Here is a 15,341-nt window from a genome sequence, read left to right on the forward strand (position 1 = left end):
ATACCTGATAGATGATGTGGATCACGCTAATGTTGATTCCCGTCGGACCCCCTGTCAGATGGGATACACAATGGATCTCTACGAATACCAGGCGCGAAACCTCTTCCGGGACCATGACGTTCCGGTACTTCCCGGGATTACAGCGACAACCCCCGAGGAAGCCTTTGAGGCTGGACGCACACTCATCGACGACGGAGCAACGCTGCTCGTCGTTAAAGCTCAAGTGAAAACCGGCGGACGAGGTAAAGCCGGCGGCGTTAAACTCGCGCGCACTCCCGAGGAAGCACGAGACAAAGCCGAGCAGATCCTCGGACTTGATATCAAGGGCCACATCGTTCACACGGTCCTGATCGCATCCGGAGCGGATATCGAGAAGGAATACTACTTCTCGATTCTCCTGGACCGATCGAACCGACGTCACCTGGCGATGTGCTCCTACGAGGGAGGAATGGACATTGAAACCCTCGCAAAGGAACGCCCCGAGGCGCTAGCGAAAGTCCCCCTCGACCCTCAGAAGGGAATTGACGAGGACGTGGCCCGCCTCATCCTGAACGAGGCCGGGTTCCCCGAGGAACGGCATGAGGCAATCATCCCGGTTCTCATCAAACTGTGGGATGTTTACGACGGAGAAGACGCAACGCTTGTTGAGGTCAACCCCCTCGTTACCGCGCCCGATGGACGCGTGTGGGCGGTTGACGGAAAGGTGTCCTTGGATGACAACGCGCGTTTCCGTCACGAAGCACACGAGAAACTGGTTGACAATCGCACCGAGGATCCTCGTGAGGCAATGGCGAAAGCTGCGGGCTTGAACTACGTGAGGCTTGAAGGTGAGGTCGGCATCATTGGTAATGGCGCCGGTCTTGTCATGTCGACGCTTGATGTTGTTGCCCTGGCCGGCAAGGACCTCAACGTTCAGCCCGCGAACTTCCTTGACATCGGCGGCGGCGCATCCGCGGAAGTTATGGCCCGTGGACTCGACGTCATCGTCGGAGATGATCAGGTGCGTTCCGTTTTCGTCAACGTCTTCGGCGGCATCACCGCCTGCGACCAAGTGGCCGAGGGAATCGTTGGAGCACTCTCCAAGCTCGGCGACTCAGCAACGAAGCCGATTGTTGTGCGACTTGACGGGAACAAAGTGGATGAAGGCCGTGCGATTCTCCAGGCAGCCGCACACCCCCTGATTCACTTGGAGGAAACAATGGACGGCGCGGCTCGACGCGCCGCTGAACTCGCCGCACAGGCGAAGTGACACGAGAGGAAAGAGAAGAGAATGTCGATTTTTGTCAACTCGGATTCGCGTGTCATCGTCCAGGGCATGACCGGAGCGGAAGGGCGCAAACACACCGCTCGAATGCTCGCATCGGGAACGCACATCGTCGGAGGAACGAACCCGCGTAAAGCGGGAACCTTCGTGAGTTTTAGCTCCGGTGGAGCAGACGATCCCGTGGAGATCCCCGTTTTCGGGACCGTCGCGGAGGCTCGAGAAAAAACCGGAGCGAATGTCTCCGTGATCTTTGTGCCACCCGCTTTCGCCAAGGGTGCTGCTCTTGAAGCTATTGACGCCGGCATTGAAACGGTCGTCGTCATCACCGAAGGAATCCCTGTTCACGACTCCGTTGAGTTTGTTCACCGGGCCCTTGAAAAAGGCACGCGGCTCATCGGTCCCAACTGCCCCGGAATCATCACCCCGGATGAGACGAATGTGGGGATCACCCCCGCTGACATCACCGGAACGGGACGTATCGGGCTTGTGTCGAAGTCGGGAACCCTGACCTATCAGCTGATGTACGAACTCCGTGACATCGGCTTCACCACGGGCCTGGGCATCGGTGGCGACCCGGTTGTCGGGACCACTCACATTGATGCGCTCGCCGCTTTCGAAGAAGACCCGGACACAGACCTTGTTGTCATGATCGGCGAGATCGGCGGAGATGCGGAGGAACGTGCCGCCCAGTGGATCTCGAAGAATATGACGAAGCCAGTTGTTGCCTACATCGCGGGATTCACGGCTCCGGAAGGAAAAACGATGGGCCATGCGGGTGCGATCGTTTCCGGTTCCGCTGGAACGGCGGCGGCGAAGGCTCAGGCCCTTGAGGCTGTTGGAGTCCGTGTGGGGCGCACACCGTCTCAGACGGCACTCATTGTTCGGGAGCTGCTTGGACAGTAGAGGCTCTCGCCGCGTTGGTCACTTGTGATAAGTACAGTGCAGAAACCACGCGCGGATCTTGAGGAACCTTGGGTGCCCGCCCGGCCATGTCGCCGGGCGGGCACCCACGTTTCTGTGCAGGGCCAGCTTATGCGGGATCGGGGCGCAGACAACGGCCTCTGAGAGGAAGGCGAGGGCTGCGGCAACTCATGCGTGGCCGCGCACATTTGTTCAAGACCCCGGCGCTTCGCCGCGATCTTCTGCTGAAGTTGCGAGACGATGAACCCGATGACTGACAAAACAACGCTCCACCGGCCTCAGCGCCCTGTGCGGTCGCGGCCGCCCGCGCAGAAGAAGGACTCCTCACACGTGGAAACCCCTTCCTCGTCTCAGGCGACGACTTCCGTTGTCGAGCGTCCCGTCATCCGTCTGCGGATGCCCGACGGCTGGGCTCGATCCCTACTTTCCGGGGTGGAGGCAGCGTTCCTTGGCTGGGCTCTATGCACCGTCGCGTCGATTTTTGCCTACTGGACGACCTCAGAGAACCCGTGGATGGGGTCTGTCACCTGGGAAAATGCCTATCACGCAGGCAGTGATGCGTGGGCGCTGATCCTCGGAGGAACTCTCCACATTGCCAACGTGTCCTACCGAGCCCTTCCAACTCTGGGAGGAATTTTCCTCGTCTGCGTGCTTCGCCTCTTCCTGCGATCAAGCCGACACTTTCCACGCGCAGCTTCCTGGTTCGCAGTCCCCGGGTTTGCAATCCCTTCGCTGCTGTTCGTCGGACTGATAGCTCCGCACGCTCGATGGGTGACAGCACTTCCCGGTGCCCTCCTCATCCCGCTGGTCGCGGCCGCCTGGGCTCTTCTTCGCCGCTTTGACTGGGACACGATATTTTCGCGCTTCCCCACCTGGGTGAAATCCGGGATCACGTGGGGAATCATTGAGGTCATTGGACTGATCGTCGTCTCTGCCTTAGCGGTCATCACAGCAATTCTCATGTCGCGCGAACGTATCGCCGGAATCCACCAGCTCCTTCTGACAACCTCGTGGCAGGAGAACACCCTGATCATCGGCGCCCAGGCGCTATTCCTGCCATCACTGTGTGCATGGGCGCTGGCCTGGCTTGCCGGTCCTGGCTTCTGGGTAGGAACCGACGCGTGGCATTCGGTGACGTCCGCTCCCTCAGGGGCGATCCCCGGCTTCCCCGTCCTCGGAGCAATCCCGCAGACAGCACCGGGCCACGGCATCTGCCTTCTTCTCGTACTTGTCGGCATCCTCCTGGGTGCCCTTGTCGTCTGGCGCAGCGCCCAGTCCACGCTGAAAACCCACATGTACGCAACGGGAATCGCGACGATTGTTCTCGCCGTCGCCGTATGGCCGTGGATTGCCTCGTCAACACTCGTCCTCGGGGCACACAGGATGGCATTTCTTGGCCCCCATGCTGCGATCACGTGCCTTTGGATCGTCCTTGAAGTGGGCGGAGGCTTTGCCCTTGCAGGTCTTGTCGGACACCCGACGTCACGTGCTTTTGTTCAGCGTCAGTGGGAAATCTCGAAGCTCCCACGCGGAGTTGCCGCCTCGTCCTCGCCACTAATGAACGAGGACGAACCCGCCTCAGCTCACGACGGAACCCACAACGAGACCGCAGGCGACGCAGACACCGACGCACCCCCGCGAGACGCTGACAACGCCGACGCTGAAAACGACACGGCTGGGGAGACCCTCGCGGACCAGGCCGCGCATGACAGCCGGAAGAAGGACCACAGCGAAAGGAACGACGAGGACTCAGACGAGGACTCCGCCGACCGCACTCCCACTGAGAACGTGCGCACACAGACGGCGGACATCCCGTGAACGTGACCGTTGAGCCTCTTGCGCCCGCCCGCATCATCGTCCTCGTCTCCGGTGAAGGATCGAATATGCGTGACCTCGTGCGTGCCAGCCGCGATCAGCGGTGGGGAGGTGACGTCGTTGCCGTCGGAGCAGACCGTCACTGCGCAGCGATCGACTGGGCGAAGCAACGAGGCATGACAACGTGGATCCACCCCTTTGCGCGAGGAGGAGATCGGGCCGCGTGGGATCGGGAACTTGCGCAGCTTCTTGCCCAGTCGCGTCCTGACCTCATCGTGTGCGCGGGATACCTCAAGATGCTCGGTCCGGCGGTGCTCGACGCATTTGGTGGTCGGATCGTTAACACGCACAACTCGTTGCTCCCGTCATTCCCCGGAATACACGCCCCCGCGGATGCCATCGCTTCGGGAGTTAAAGTCTCCGGTGCGACGCTGTTTTTCGTTGACGAGGGCGAGGACACGGGCCAGATCATCGCCCAGACCGTCGTCCCTGTGCTGCCCGACGATCACGCGGATTCCCTTCTTCAACGAATCAAAGAGGCTGAGCGTGTCCAGCTTGTCGAATGGGTGGGGCGTCTGATCCGAGGTGGATGGACGATCTCGGGACGGCGTGTCGAAGTCGGAAACTGATACGATGCCTATGGTCGTAACTGGCGAGGGTGGATGACCACCGGGAAGCGACGAATAATTCCCATAGGCGCCGCCCGCCTGGGTGCCTGGGCATGAGCAATACCGACTGAGACGAACCTCGGAGGAAACATGTCCGTCCGCTTAGATCACCTTGAACCCATCGACGTACGCCCAGTGAAACGCGCCTTGATTTCCGTGTACGACAAAACCGGCCTTGAAGACCTGGCGAAGGCCCTGGGAGAGGCCGGAGTGGAGATCGTTTCCACAGGGTCAACTGCGTCGCGAATCGCAGCTGCCGGCGTGGCGGTGACACCCGTTGACGACGTGACCGGTTTCCCGGAGGTCCTTGAAGGGCGCGTGAAGACCCTCCACCCGAAGGTTCACGCGGGGATCCTCGCTGATCAGCGCAAAGCTGACCATCGTCAGCAGATCGCTGACCTGGGTGTTGAGGCCTTCGACCTCGTCATCTGCAACCTGTACCCGTTCTCTCAGACCGTTGCTTCCGGAGCGTCCTTTGACGAGTGCGTCGAACAGATCGACATCGGCGGTCCGTCGATGGTTCGTGCGGCCGCGAAGAACCACCCGTCAGTTGCCGTTGTCACATCTCCGGCCCACTACGAGGATGTTGCCCGTGCGGCGGCAGGTGAGGGCTTCACACTGGAAGAACGCCGCAACCTTGCCGCTGAAGCCTTCGCTCACACCGCGATGTACGACCTGGCCATCGCCGGATGGTTTGCCAACGAGCTTGACCGCGAGGACCTGCGCGATGAGCTTGACGAGGCCTGCGAAACGCATCTTGATCAATCGGATGTGGCGTTCCTTGAATCCCTTGGTTTCGTGGTCGATCACGAGGGACAGTACGTTGTCGAGGAAGATGCACAGGACGGTACTCTGCCGGCGTATGTTGCCGATGCTTTTGAGCGTGTCCATTCGCTGCGCTACGGTGAAAACCCGCATCAGGGTGCAGCTGTGTACCGCGAAATCCCGGTCGATGAGGACATCGATGAGGTGAACCCCGAAGAAGAGGACGGTGCGGAGGTTTCGGCTTGCGCCGATGACCCCTTGCTTCCGGGCATCGCCAACGCCCGTCAACTGCACGGCAAGGACATGTCGTACAACAACTACACCGACGGGGATGCTGCGCTGCGTGCCGCCTACGATCACGAGCGTCCCTGCGTTGCCATCATCAAACATGCGAATCCCTGCGGTATCGCCGTGGGCGACGATGTTGCCCAGGCTCACCGCAAAGCGCATGCCTGCGATCCCGTCTCCGCGTTCGGAGGTGTCATCGCAGTTAACCGTCCGGTGAGTGTCGAACTGGCCCATCAGATTGTCCCGATTTTTACCGAGGTCGTCATTGCCCCCGGATACGAGGACGGGGCCCTTGAGGTGCTTTCTGCGAAGAAGAACCTCCGAGTGCTTGAGGTCGCCGCTCCCCAGCGCGGCCAGCGTGAGTTCAAGCAGATCAGCGGTGGGCTCCTGGTTCAGGATCGCGACGATATTGACGCCCCCGGTGATGATCCGGCGAATTGGACGCTCGCGGCTGGCCAAGCCGCGGATCCTCAGACGCTTGCAGACCTTGAGTTTGCGTGGCGAACGGTACGCGCCGTGCGGTCGAATGCGATCCTCCTGGTCAAGGATGGTGCTTCAGTGGGCGTCGGTATGGGGCAAGTCAACCGCGTTGATTCGTGTAAGCTCGCAGTTGAACGTGCAAATACTCTCGGTGGACGTTCAACGGGTGACGCGGCGAAGAACGCCGGCACTGACATTACCTCGGCGGGTGGAGCACGCACCGAAGATGTCGTGTCCGATGCTCCGGAGCAACGCTCAATCGGCGCTGTTGCGGCCTCCGATGCGTTCTTCCCGTTTGCGGATGGACTTCAGGTTCTTATCGACGCCGGAGTAAAGGCTGTTGTCCAGCCCGGCGGATCGATCCGCGACGATGAATCAATCGAAGCTGCGAAGGCAGCGGGAATCACGATGTACCTGACGGGAACCCGCCACTTCGCACACTAAAACCATGTAGTTCAGGTGAAAGTGAAGACCGACTCCTTAGGTGACTCAACTGGGCGGGGCGGAAGGCAGACCGCCATTGACTGGGCGAATACGCTCGGCGTGGCGGTCCCTCCGCTTGCGCGTACTCCGAAGCGTTGGCCACGCTCGCTGACCTCACCCAGTGGCGAAGCCCTGAGTCTGGAAGCCTCCCCGCGCTCCATTGCCCGGCAGATCCTGTGGAGCATCCGCAAAAGCGTCGTCGGTGGTTCACTGCTGTCGATCCTCGTGTCGGTGTCTGTTGCCCTCATGCCGTGGGCGCTGGGACTCATGCTCGATGCGGGCCTGGAACGAGGACTCACCCTCGACCTTCTGGGACCCATTGCGATCTTTGGTGGGTTGCTCATCGTTGTTGTTCTCTGCGACGGCCTCAATGAGCTCACCGACATTGCGATCTGGATCGGCACGTCCTCGCACGCAATGCGCTCGGTTGGTCACCGAATCGCTGGTCGAGGCAGAGCGATCAACCGGGCTCTACCGACAGGTGACGTGACGACGACGCTTCTGTCGGACAGAGCGTCTCGGCGCAGCGGCCGCGTGGACCCCGGTGCTCATCGGGTCAGTGGTTTCCACTGCCGTTGTCGCGGTCCTCATGTTGACGACATCTCTTCCTTTGGGGCTGCTGGTGCTCATTGGTCTTCCCGTGATCATCGCATCGACGACGCTGCTGATTCGTCCCCTCCAGGCAAAGCAGACACACATGCGTGAGGAACAGGGAAAACTCACGACGATCGCAGCGGACGCTGTCGCTGGCCTTCGGGTACTGCGGGGGATCGGTGGGGAAGACCGATTTGACGATGCCTATCGCAGGCAGTCAGCCCAGGTCCGTGACGCGGGAATTTCGATGTCGGGAAATGCTGCGGGCCTTGCCGTGATCAAGGAAGGTGTGCCCCTGGCGTTCATGCTCGTCGTTGTTGCCTCCGGAGCGGTCCTCACCCTCCGCGGTGACCTATCTGTGGGGAATCTTGTTGCCTTCTACGGTTTCACCGCCTACCTGCAAGCGCCGATCTCCACGGCCTCGAACCTCATTGAGCAGTACACGCGAGCATGGGTGGGGCTGTCGAAAATGGCGCGGATCCTTGCGGTTGAGGATCCTGATGAGTCGATTCCAGGGGACGAGGACGAGCCGTCACCCTCGCCCGTTCACGCACCGTCCACCTCTGCCGAAGAATCCCCGTCGTCCGGTGACATGAACGAGGACGACTGGTGGGCTCACGCAACGCTGAGGGACCCCGACTCAGGGGTGCGGATCGACGCGGGACGTATCACTGCTGTTGTCGCAGCCGATCCTGACGAAGGCGCATCGATTGCCCGCAGGCTCGCCGGCTTTGACCCCGGTCAAGCAATGGTTGAGGACCGGAAACTGGCGACTCTGGCGCGTGACGAAATCCGGCGCGGCATCTACTTCCTCGGTGCAGACGCTCAGGTGTTCTCCGGGAGTCTTCGAGATGATCTCCTGGGGGCTGGCGCACCGATGCGTCGGCCTCATGGGACAACCGAACTCGTGGTGCGTGACGAGATCGCCGCCCAGTCACTTGTTGAGCTGCCGCCACCGCACATTGATGACCCGCGAGACCCCGCGCTCTATGCGGCAATCGACGTTGCCGACGCTCATGACGTCCTCACGTCGTTGCCCGGCGGCCTCGATGGAGTCCTCCTCGAAAAAGGTCGGAACCTGTCGGGTGGTCAGCGTCAACGGGTTGCGCTTGCGCGAGCCGTGGCGGCGAAAGCTCCCGTGCTCGTCCTCGTTGAACCAACGTCGGCACTGGATGCTCATACGGAGGCGCGTATTGCCCGGAAACTTGCGGTGCAGAGGGCGGGGCAAACAACGGTGATCGTCACCGCGTCCCCGCTTGTCCTTGAGGAATGTGACGTCATCGAAGTTGTTGATGAACAGGGCACTCGGATAGCCGAAGGAACCCACCGCGACCTGCGGCATCAAGCCGAGGCCGGTGACCCGGGTGCGGACGCATACATGCGGATCATTGACCGCAGAATGGGGCAAGCATGAGACTGCCAATCGCTGACGGGCGTACCGTCATCGGGCGGATGGGGATGCTGCTGCGGTCCTACCGTTGGGCGCTGACCACCGTGATCGTTCTTCAACTGGGAGCAAGCGGTGCAGCAATTATTCTGCCGTGGATGCTGGGGACAGTCATCGACCGTTTCACTCAGGGCACGGTGGAACAATCATGGCTGATCCACATGCTCGTCATCGCCATCGTCCTCGTTGCCGTGGCGTCGCTCCTGTCGTTTATTGCTGAGTACCGTGCTCGGGTGCTCGGCGAGAAACTCTTCGCGCGCTTGCGCGACGACCTCGTGCACTCGGTGACGCATCTGCCGCTCTCAGTTGTCGAGGCCGCGGGAACAGGTGACCTCCTGGGACGGACCACACACGACATTGGGCGCGTCCAATACACGGTACGTCAAGGGATCTCACGGGCGCTCGTGCTGGCAACAACGATCATCGTCACGCTCGTTGCAGCGTTCTCAACGCAGCCGCTGCTTGCCGTGCTGATCGTCGCGGAATTTCCTGTGCTCGCGCTGCTGCTGCGGTGGTATCTGCCTCGAACGATCCCGTCGTATCGAGCCGGAGCTGCTTCGTGGGCACGGATGTCGGGAAGCGCCTCCGAGACCCTCGAAAATGCGGACACCGTTGAAGCAGCGCGCCTGGGGCGACTGCGAAAGAACGACATGGATGCCTCCGTTGTTGAAATGTTCAGGCTCGAACGCTACGGCGCTTGGGCGCGGATGTTCCTCCTGGGAGGGCTTGGCGCAATCGTCCTCGTTCCCGTGATTCTCATCGTCCTCGTCGGCACACTGGGGATGTCCCGTGGATGGATGACCCTTGGTCAGGTGACAACAGTCGCCCTGTATGCCCTGCAGATCCGCATGCCCGTCAATCAGATGACCTTTTGGATTGACCAGTTCCAGGCGTCCGGAGCTTCCCTCGCCCGAATTTTCGGTGTGGCCCTGGTCGATGATGACCGTCAAGCGCTCGCGGTGACCCCGGACTCAACCGTGATTGTTGCTTCGGATGTGTCCTACGCCTATCGGGAAGGGGAAGACGTTCTCCACGGAGTGAACCTTGAACTGCGTGACGGTGAAACTCTTGCGATCGTTGGACCATCGGGTGCGGGTAAGTCAACCCTTGGCCGGATGATCGCGGGCATCCACGCGCCAACGTCAGGTGCTGTAACAGTTGGGGGAGTGCCACTCGTTGACCTGCCCGAAGATATGCTTCACCGTCAGGTAGCTCTGGTCACCCAAGAACACCACGTATTCGTTGGTTCCATCGCTCACAATCTCAAACTCGCGGCTCCTGATGCCACTGACGAGGACATGTGGCGAGCCCTTGAGGGGGTCGAGGCCGATGCGTGGGTTCGTGATCTTCCTGAGGGTCTTGACACGGTTGTGGGTACCGGTGGCCTTGAGCTGTCACCCGCCAGGGCTCAGCAGCTCGCACTGGCGAGGATTATCCTCCTTGATCCGCATACGCTCGTCCTCGACGAAGCGACATCGCTGCTTGATCCGGCGTCCGCTCGTTCCCTTGAGAAATCGCTCGGCAGAGTTCTTGAGGGGCGCACCGTTGTGGCCATCGCGCACCGTTTGCACACAGCACACGACGCGGACAGAGTCGCGGTTATGGTCGATGGGCGTATCGCGGAACTTGGAAGTCATGACGAGCTTGTTGCTCTCGGGGGAGAGTATGCGCGTCTCTGGGAGGCGTGGCGCAGGAGCTGATGCTCTCCCGAGCTACAAACCCGCGTCCGGGTGTTCGGGGAAAATTGGAAGAACACCGGGAATATGACTGTGAGCCGTCAGTGGATTCGTTGGGATTTCGTACGCAATATCAAGGAAGGGGCGAATGATCTCCGCCAGGTCCTGTGGCTCTTCGTCTGAAACAAAGATCACCTGAGGGTGAAGTTTGGCGGATTCCACTAAATCCAAGATTGGTCGAGAATCATCCCATTCGGATTCGACCCAGTAGAGGATCCAGTCAGGTCCCAGTGGTCCGACTGCGCTGACAACCATCCGGCGTACCCGACATCCAGGTGGAAGAGCGGTCACAACATCCTCGTCGAGGTCAATCATGACGTTTGGGCCTGATACGGCAGTGAGGAATTCAGCGGGAACGTCCCGAGGGTCGCGAGCCTGCTGAATCCACGCGGGAACGTCAGAAATTGTTGTTGCCCGGTGCGCCCCCATGATCCGCACCACCCAGTCAACGAACCTCCATGACATGATCTCAGGTCGGGGATCAAAGATCTCGGGGGTCTCCCAACGGAATCGACACACCGCGAGGAACCAGGCGAGCGGATCCACCGGTCCGAGGAGTAACCCTTCGCGCAGGTATAGGGCCCGTTCCATGATGCGGTCCCGTTTCGGATCCTGCGAAATTGCTCGCGCACGTTTGAGTCGACGGTGAAACCTTCGCTGAGCTGACGCGTAGTCGTCCCCGTTGATCCACTGGTCACCGGGCCAGTTATTGAGGCGGGCAACCTCCTCACGCAGGGAGAAACATTCACCTGTATGTCCGAGCTGGGCAAGAACCTCGTCCCATTCCTCGACGTATTGAAGTGTGAGCGCAAACTCGGCGGGAATCTCAAGGGAAGGAATGACAGTGAGATCCATCGAGGACATGCGTTTTTGCCACGACCTGAGCCCTGCGAGCGTAACGGGGGTTCCCTCGATGCTCTTCCACCGGGGATCTTTCGCTCGCACGGCGAAGGCGTTGCGCCACTCCTTGAGCGCGGCGGTGAGTTTCTTGCGCGGAAATTCACGTGCACCGCCACGCGGGTGGTGAATATCCACACCATCGGCAAGATCTTCGATCCTCGCGCACACACGCAGCAGGAGATCCTCATCCGGAAGAGGAACTTTTTTACGAGCAGCCAGAGTCATTGGGTGAAGAAATTGCCCAACAATCCATGCCACATCAGCGCAGTGAGCGCAGCGAGCAACCTTCTCGGTTGCCCTGGTCACCCCTTCGTTGATTCCGTCGAGAATGGGGAGCGAGGCGCGTTCTTGGGCAGAGAGTTTCTGCCCGAAAGGAGATCGCTTTTTCGCTCCATGCATCCCCAGATCGGAGAGAAATTGGGCGGTCGAGGGCGCAGTGGACTTCTGGGACGCCATGCTGCAATTGTCTCTCAGTCAGCTCAATGTCGGGGCGTATCCGCCCGACGCGTGTCTCAATATGTCGGCTGCGCGACGACATGAGATTTTGCCCTCGGAGATAGCACCAACACAGCCGCATGACCTCGCCAGCCCGTGGGTGTCTTTCCTCTGTGGGAAGGTGAGGTCATAAAGGAAGGTGCGTGCTCGTCCTCGTCAATGGAACACGATATGAGCCACCCACTCTGGTGAGCGCACGCCGAGTCAGGCGACAACGTGGTGACGTGTTGCCAGGTAGCATAAGGGGCGTGAATACGACTCAGCCTCGCCCTGTCCTTGTTGTCGACTTCGGCGCCCAGTACGCCCAACTCATCGCCCGGCGTGTCCGCGAAGCCAAGGTCTACTCCGAGATCGTTCCCCACTCCATGAGCGTGGCAGACATGCTTGCGAAAGACCCTGCCGCGATCATTCTCTCGGGTGGTCCTTCCTCTGTTTACGAGGACGGCGCTCCGAGTATCGACCCGGCGATTTTTGACGCGCAGGTTCCAGTGCTAGGAATCTGCTACGGCTTCCAAGCGATGGCCCAGGCGCTCGGTGGTGCTGTTGGTCGAACCGGCACCCGCGAATACGGACACACCGAGGCGCAGGTGTCACAGGGGTCCTGCCTATTCGATGGAACACCCGATGACCAGGTTGTATGGATGAGCCACGGGGACGCCGTTGAATCTGCCCCCGAGGGATTCACCGTCACGGCCTCCACTCGTGAAACTCCCGTTGCGGCATTCGAGAACCGTGACCGCAAGCTCTTTGGTCTTCAGTGGCATCCAGAGGTCGGTCACTCTCAGTTCGGTCAGGCAGCGCTGACGAACTTCCTCTATGAGGGCGCCGGAATTGAGCCCACGTGGACCGCCGGCTCCATTGTTGACGAACAGGTCGAGAAGATCCGCGCTCAGGTGGGTGATGCGCAGGTGATCTGCGCGCTGTCAGGTGGCGTTGATTCCTCCGTTGCGGCAGCGCTCGTGCACAAGGCTGTCGGTGATCAGCTCACGTGCTTCTTCATTGATCACGGCCTGCTGCGCGCGGGTGAACGTGGACAGGTTGAGGGGGACTACGCCAAGGGCATGGGCATTAAGGTCATCACCTGCGATGAATCCGAGCGTTTCCTCAGCGCGCTCGCGGGCGTTACCGAACCCGAGGCGAAGCGTAAGATCATTGGCCGCGAATTTATCCGTTCTTTCGAGGCCGCTCAGAAGCAGGTCATCGAGGCAATCGGGGCCGAGGGCGGGGAAGTAAAGTACCTCGTCCAGGGAACCCTTTACCCGGATGTTGTTGAATCCGGTGGTGGCGAGGGCGCGGCCAATATCAAGAGTCACCACAATGTCGGGGGCCTGCCTGACGACATGACATTTGAGCTTGTTGAACCGTTGCGTGCCCTGTTCAAGGACGAGGTTCGGGCTGTGGGGCGCGAGCTTGGATTACCTGACTACCTGGTGAATCGTCAGCCCTTCCCCGGCCCCGGCTTGGGGATCCGCATCATTGGCGAGGTAACGCGTGAGCGTCTCGACATTCTTCGTGCCGCCGACTTGATTGTCCGCGAGGAGCTGACCGCCGCCGGCCTCGATTCTGAGATCTGGCAGTGTCCGGTTGTTCTGTTGGCGGACGTCCGTTCCGTCGGTGTCCAGGGAGATGGGCGCACCTACGGCCACCCGATTGTTCTGCGTCCGGTGTCCAGTGAGGACGCGATGACGGCTGACTGGACGCGTCTGCCCTACGACGTTCTCGCCCGCATTTCTACGCGCATCACGAACTCTGTGGCTGAGGTCAACCGTGTTGTTCTCGACGTCACGAGCAAACCACCGGCAACGATTGAGTGGGAGTAATCCGGCTAGGGTGTTTTGACCTCTCTTACGCCGCCTCGATCTGTCCTTGGGACTGATCGAGGCGGAGCTTTTACTGCGGGTATTTTCGCTCGATGTACGTTTCAGAAATCCTCAATTTCTGGTGCTGTGGAAAGGTCCCTTCAATGACCGCCAATAGCGGAATATAACTGGCGGTCATCAGGGGTGAGTGTGCAGGCAGCGGTAGGTGGGCTACTACAGGGGGCGTGCAGATTCGGAGGCAACAGGATCTAGCGAGGTTTTTGTCCAGCTCGTGCCCAAGAAAGTCCGTGAGTCGATTTTCGCGTTCGCAAGGCGTGCAAACGGGAAAGAGTTCTCTGAAGACAAGGAAATGTCAGATCCGGCATTTGGGTCGTCAACAAGAAGTAGGCCAAAGACTGCATGGTGATACGGACAGATAGGAACGACAATCTGAGTTTCCTAGGCGTTTGATTGTCTTAATATTTGAGATGAAAGCCTGGATTCTTTTTCGCTTGCCTGAAGACAAACACATACGTCCGACACCACTTTTGTGACCGGAATCTAATGATCTAGTGCCGCACCCCTGATTCGTTATCGTGGGTGTTCCGGTCCAATCTCGATGACAATACCCCGCTGAACAGGCAATAGACAGAGGCAAGCAATCACGCCGGGACTGTTGAGCTCACACGTTTGCTACCCCCTAAAACCACAAGAATGGCGACTCGTCAACTAAGTAACGGGGTGTTTTGGAAAGGAAATTTATCAAGGGGGTTGCGCGCCGGGGGGGGGTGTCCTATTCTCAAGTCACACAGTGTAGTAGTTCATGGCATCCCGTCTTGAGCTAGTTCCCATCCTGTTAGGAGAACAACAATGTCTGTCCGTACACGTATTGCGTCAGTCGGCGCAGCCGTGGCACTTCTGGGTGCCCTGGCTGTCCCCGCTGCCTTCGCCGAAGAGGGTCCGACGGCTCCGGCGGTCGACCCGGCTACCACCACTCAGCCGGGTGCGACCACCACTGAACCTCCGGCTGCTACCCCGGCACCGGAACCGGTTGTCAAGCCACTCATCGACAAGGAGAAGCTGGATCGCCTGAACTCGGTTGTCAACGGTGAGGCTGAGGCTCCTGTCATCAACAGGGATCTCCTCAACAAAGACAAGCTTGATCACCTGAACAAGGTTGTCAATGGTGAGGCTGATGATCCGGTGATCAACAAGGACCTCCTCGACAAGAACAAGCTTGATCACTTGAACAAGATCATTAATGGTGAGGCTGATGATCCGGTTGTTAACAAGGACCTCCTTGACAACTGCAAGCTTGATCGCATGAACAAGATCATCAACGGTGAGGATCCGGGCGAGGAATGCTCCAAGGTCAAGGCTGAAGAAGCCAAGCCGATGCCTTCTGAGAAGAAGCCCGCTGCCAAGGCAGGCAAGATGGATGGCAAGAAGATGGCTGGCAAGGCCCAGGGCCTGGCAAAGACCGGTTCGTCTGCTGTGATTGCAATTGCAGCTGGTGCCGTTGCTCTTGGTGCTGCTGGTGGCGCCACCGTGGTGCTTCGTCGTCGCCTCGGCTGACACGTTGCCTGCGGTGCGCATGTAGCGCTGCACTTTGCGAATACGCAGGGGCCTAGTCCCCGCCGTTCGTAACCGATCAGTCCCCGTCCGTAAACTCGGGCGGGGACTGAT

Annotated in this window: 10 protein-coding genes and 1 riboswitch; of the genes, 9 read left to right on the forward strand and 1 reads right to left on the reverse strand. The window is 59.8% G+C overall.

Annotated elements, in window-relative coordinates; genetic code table 11:
• Positions 1 to 70 precede the first annotated feature (70 nt).
• From sucC to G7Y41_RS01965, 7 genes are all read left to right on the forward strand, one after another.
• A complete protein-coding gene (gene sucC, locus G7Y41_RS01935) occupies positions 71 to 1,249 on the forward strand; it encodes an ADP-forming succinate--CoA ligase subunit beta (RefSeq protein ID WP_165218913.1) in 1,179 nt (392 codons plus the stop codon).
• Between the two features lie 21 nt (positions 1,250 to 1,270).
• The gene (gene sucD, locus G7Y41_RS01940; RefSeq protein WP_165316203.1) at positions 1,271 to 2,167 is read left to right on the forward strand and encodes a succinate--CoA ligase subunit alpha; all 897 of its coding nucleotides are present in this window, start codon (positions 1,271 to 1,273) and stop codon (positions 2,165 to 2,167) included.
• 267 nt (positions 2,168 to 2,434) lie between these two features.
• Positions 2,435 to 4,003 (forward strand): cell division protein PerM, encoded by a 1,569-nt coding sequence (locus tag G7Y41_RS01945; protein ID WP_165316202.1) that lies wholly within the window; start codon positions 2,435 to 2,437, stop codon positions 4,001 to 4,003.
• The gene (gene purN, locus G7Y41_RS01950; protein ID WP_231367339.1) at positions 4,000 to 4,629 is read left to right on the forward strand and encodes a phosphoribosylglycinamide formyltransferase; all 630 of its coding nucleotides are present in this window, start codon (positions 4,000 to 4,002) and stop codon (positions 4,627 to 4,629) included. Before G7Y41_RS01945 ends, purN begins: the two co-directional genes overlap by 4 nt.
• A 6-nt stretch (positions 4,630 to 4,635) precedes the next feature.
• Positions 4,636 to 4,720: riboswitch (ZMP/ZTP riboswitch) on the forward strand.
• Between the two features lie 38 nt (positions 4,721 to 4,758).
• On the forward strand, positions 4,759 to 6,645 hold the full coding sequence (purH, locus tag G7Y41_RS01955; RefSeq protein ID WP_165316201.1) for a bifunctional phosphoribosylaminoimidazolecarboxamide formyltransferase/IMP cyclohydrolase: 1,887 nt from the start codon (positions 4,759 to 4,761) through the stop codon (positions 6,643 to 6,645).
• 598 nt (positions 6,646 to 7,243) lie between these two features.
• On the forward strand, positions 7,244 to 8,692 hold the full coding sequence (locus tag G7Y41_RS01960) for an ABC transporter transmembrane domain-containing protein (protein ID WP_165316200.1): 1,449 nt from the start codon (positions 7,244 to 7,246) through the stop codon (positions 8,690 to 8,692).
• A complete protein-coding gene (locus G7Y41_RS01965) occupies positions 8,689 to 10,425 on the forward strand; it encodes an ABC transporter ATP-binding protein (protein WP_165316199.1) in 1,737 nt (578 codons plus the stop codon). Before G7Y41_RS01960 ends, G7Y41_RS01965 begins: the two co-directional genes overlap by 4 nt.
• Before the next feature lie 12 nt (positions 10,426 to 10,437).
• On the opposite strand, the gene G7Y41_RS01970 is transcribed toward G7Y41_RS01965, so the two are convergent.
• Positions 10,438 to 11,817 (reverse strand): hypothetical protein, encoded by a 1,380-nt coding sequence (locus tag G7Y41_RS01970; protein ID WP_165218885.1) that lies wholly within the window; start codon positions 11,815 to 11,817, stop codon positions 10,438 to 10,440.
• Between the two features lie 287 nt (positions 11,818 to 12,104).
• Here G7Y41_RS01970 and guaA point away from each other — a divergent pair, with 287 nt between their 5' ends.
• A complete protein-coding gene (gene guaA, locus G7Y41_RS01975; protein ID WP_196819533.1) occupies positions 12,105 to 13,676 on the forward strand; it encodes a glutamine-hydrolyzing GMP synthase in 1,572 nt (523 codons plus the stop codon).
• Positions 13,677 to 14,525: 849 nt separating this feature from the next.
• Entirely contained in the window at positions 14,526 to 15,230 is a 705-nt protein-coding gene (locus tag G7Y41_RS01980) for a hypothetical protein (RefSeq protein WP_165316198.1), read from the forward strand.
• Positions 15,231 to 15,341 lie beyond the last annotated feature (111 nt).

It is taken from the genome of Schaalia sp. ZJ405 (assembly GCF_011038885.2).
Classification (GTDB): Bacteria; Actinomycetota; Actinomycetes; order Actinomycetales; family Actinomycetaceae; genus Pauljensenia.

Bases quoted from the DNA above. Each gene is read 5' to 3' on its own strand.
- sucC (WP_165218913.1), top strand. From the start codon at position 71: ATGGATCTCTACGAATACCAGGCGCGAAACCTCTTCCGGGACCATGAC.
- sucD (WP_165316203.1), top strand. From the start codon at position 1,271: ATGTCGATTTTTGTCAACTCGGATTCGCGTGTCATCGTCCAGGGCATG.
- G7Y41_RS01945 (WP_165316202.1), top strand. From the start codon at position 2,435: ATGACTGACAAAACAACGCTCCACCGGCCTCAGCGCCCTGTGCGGTCG.
- purH (WP_165316201.1), top strand. From the start codon at position 4,759: ATGTCCGTCCGCTTAGATCACCTTGAACCCATCGACGTACGCCCAGTG.
- G7Y41_RS01965 (WP_165316199.1), top strand. From the start codon at position 8,689: ATGAGACTGCCAATCGCTGACGGGCGTACCGTCATCGGGCGGATGGGG.
- G7Y41_RS01970 (WP_165218885.1), bottom strand. From the start codon at position 11,817: ATGGCGTCCCAGAAGTCCACTGCGCCCTCGACCGCCCAATTTCTCTCC.
- G7Y41_RS01980 (WP_165316198.1), top strand. From the start codon at position 14,526: ATGTCTGTCCGTACACGTATTGCGTCAGTCGGCGCAGCCGTGGCACTT.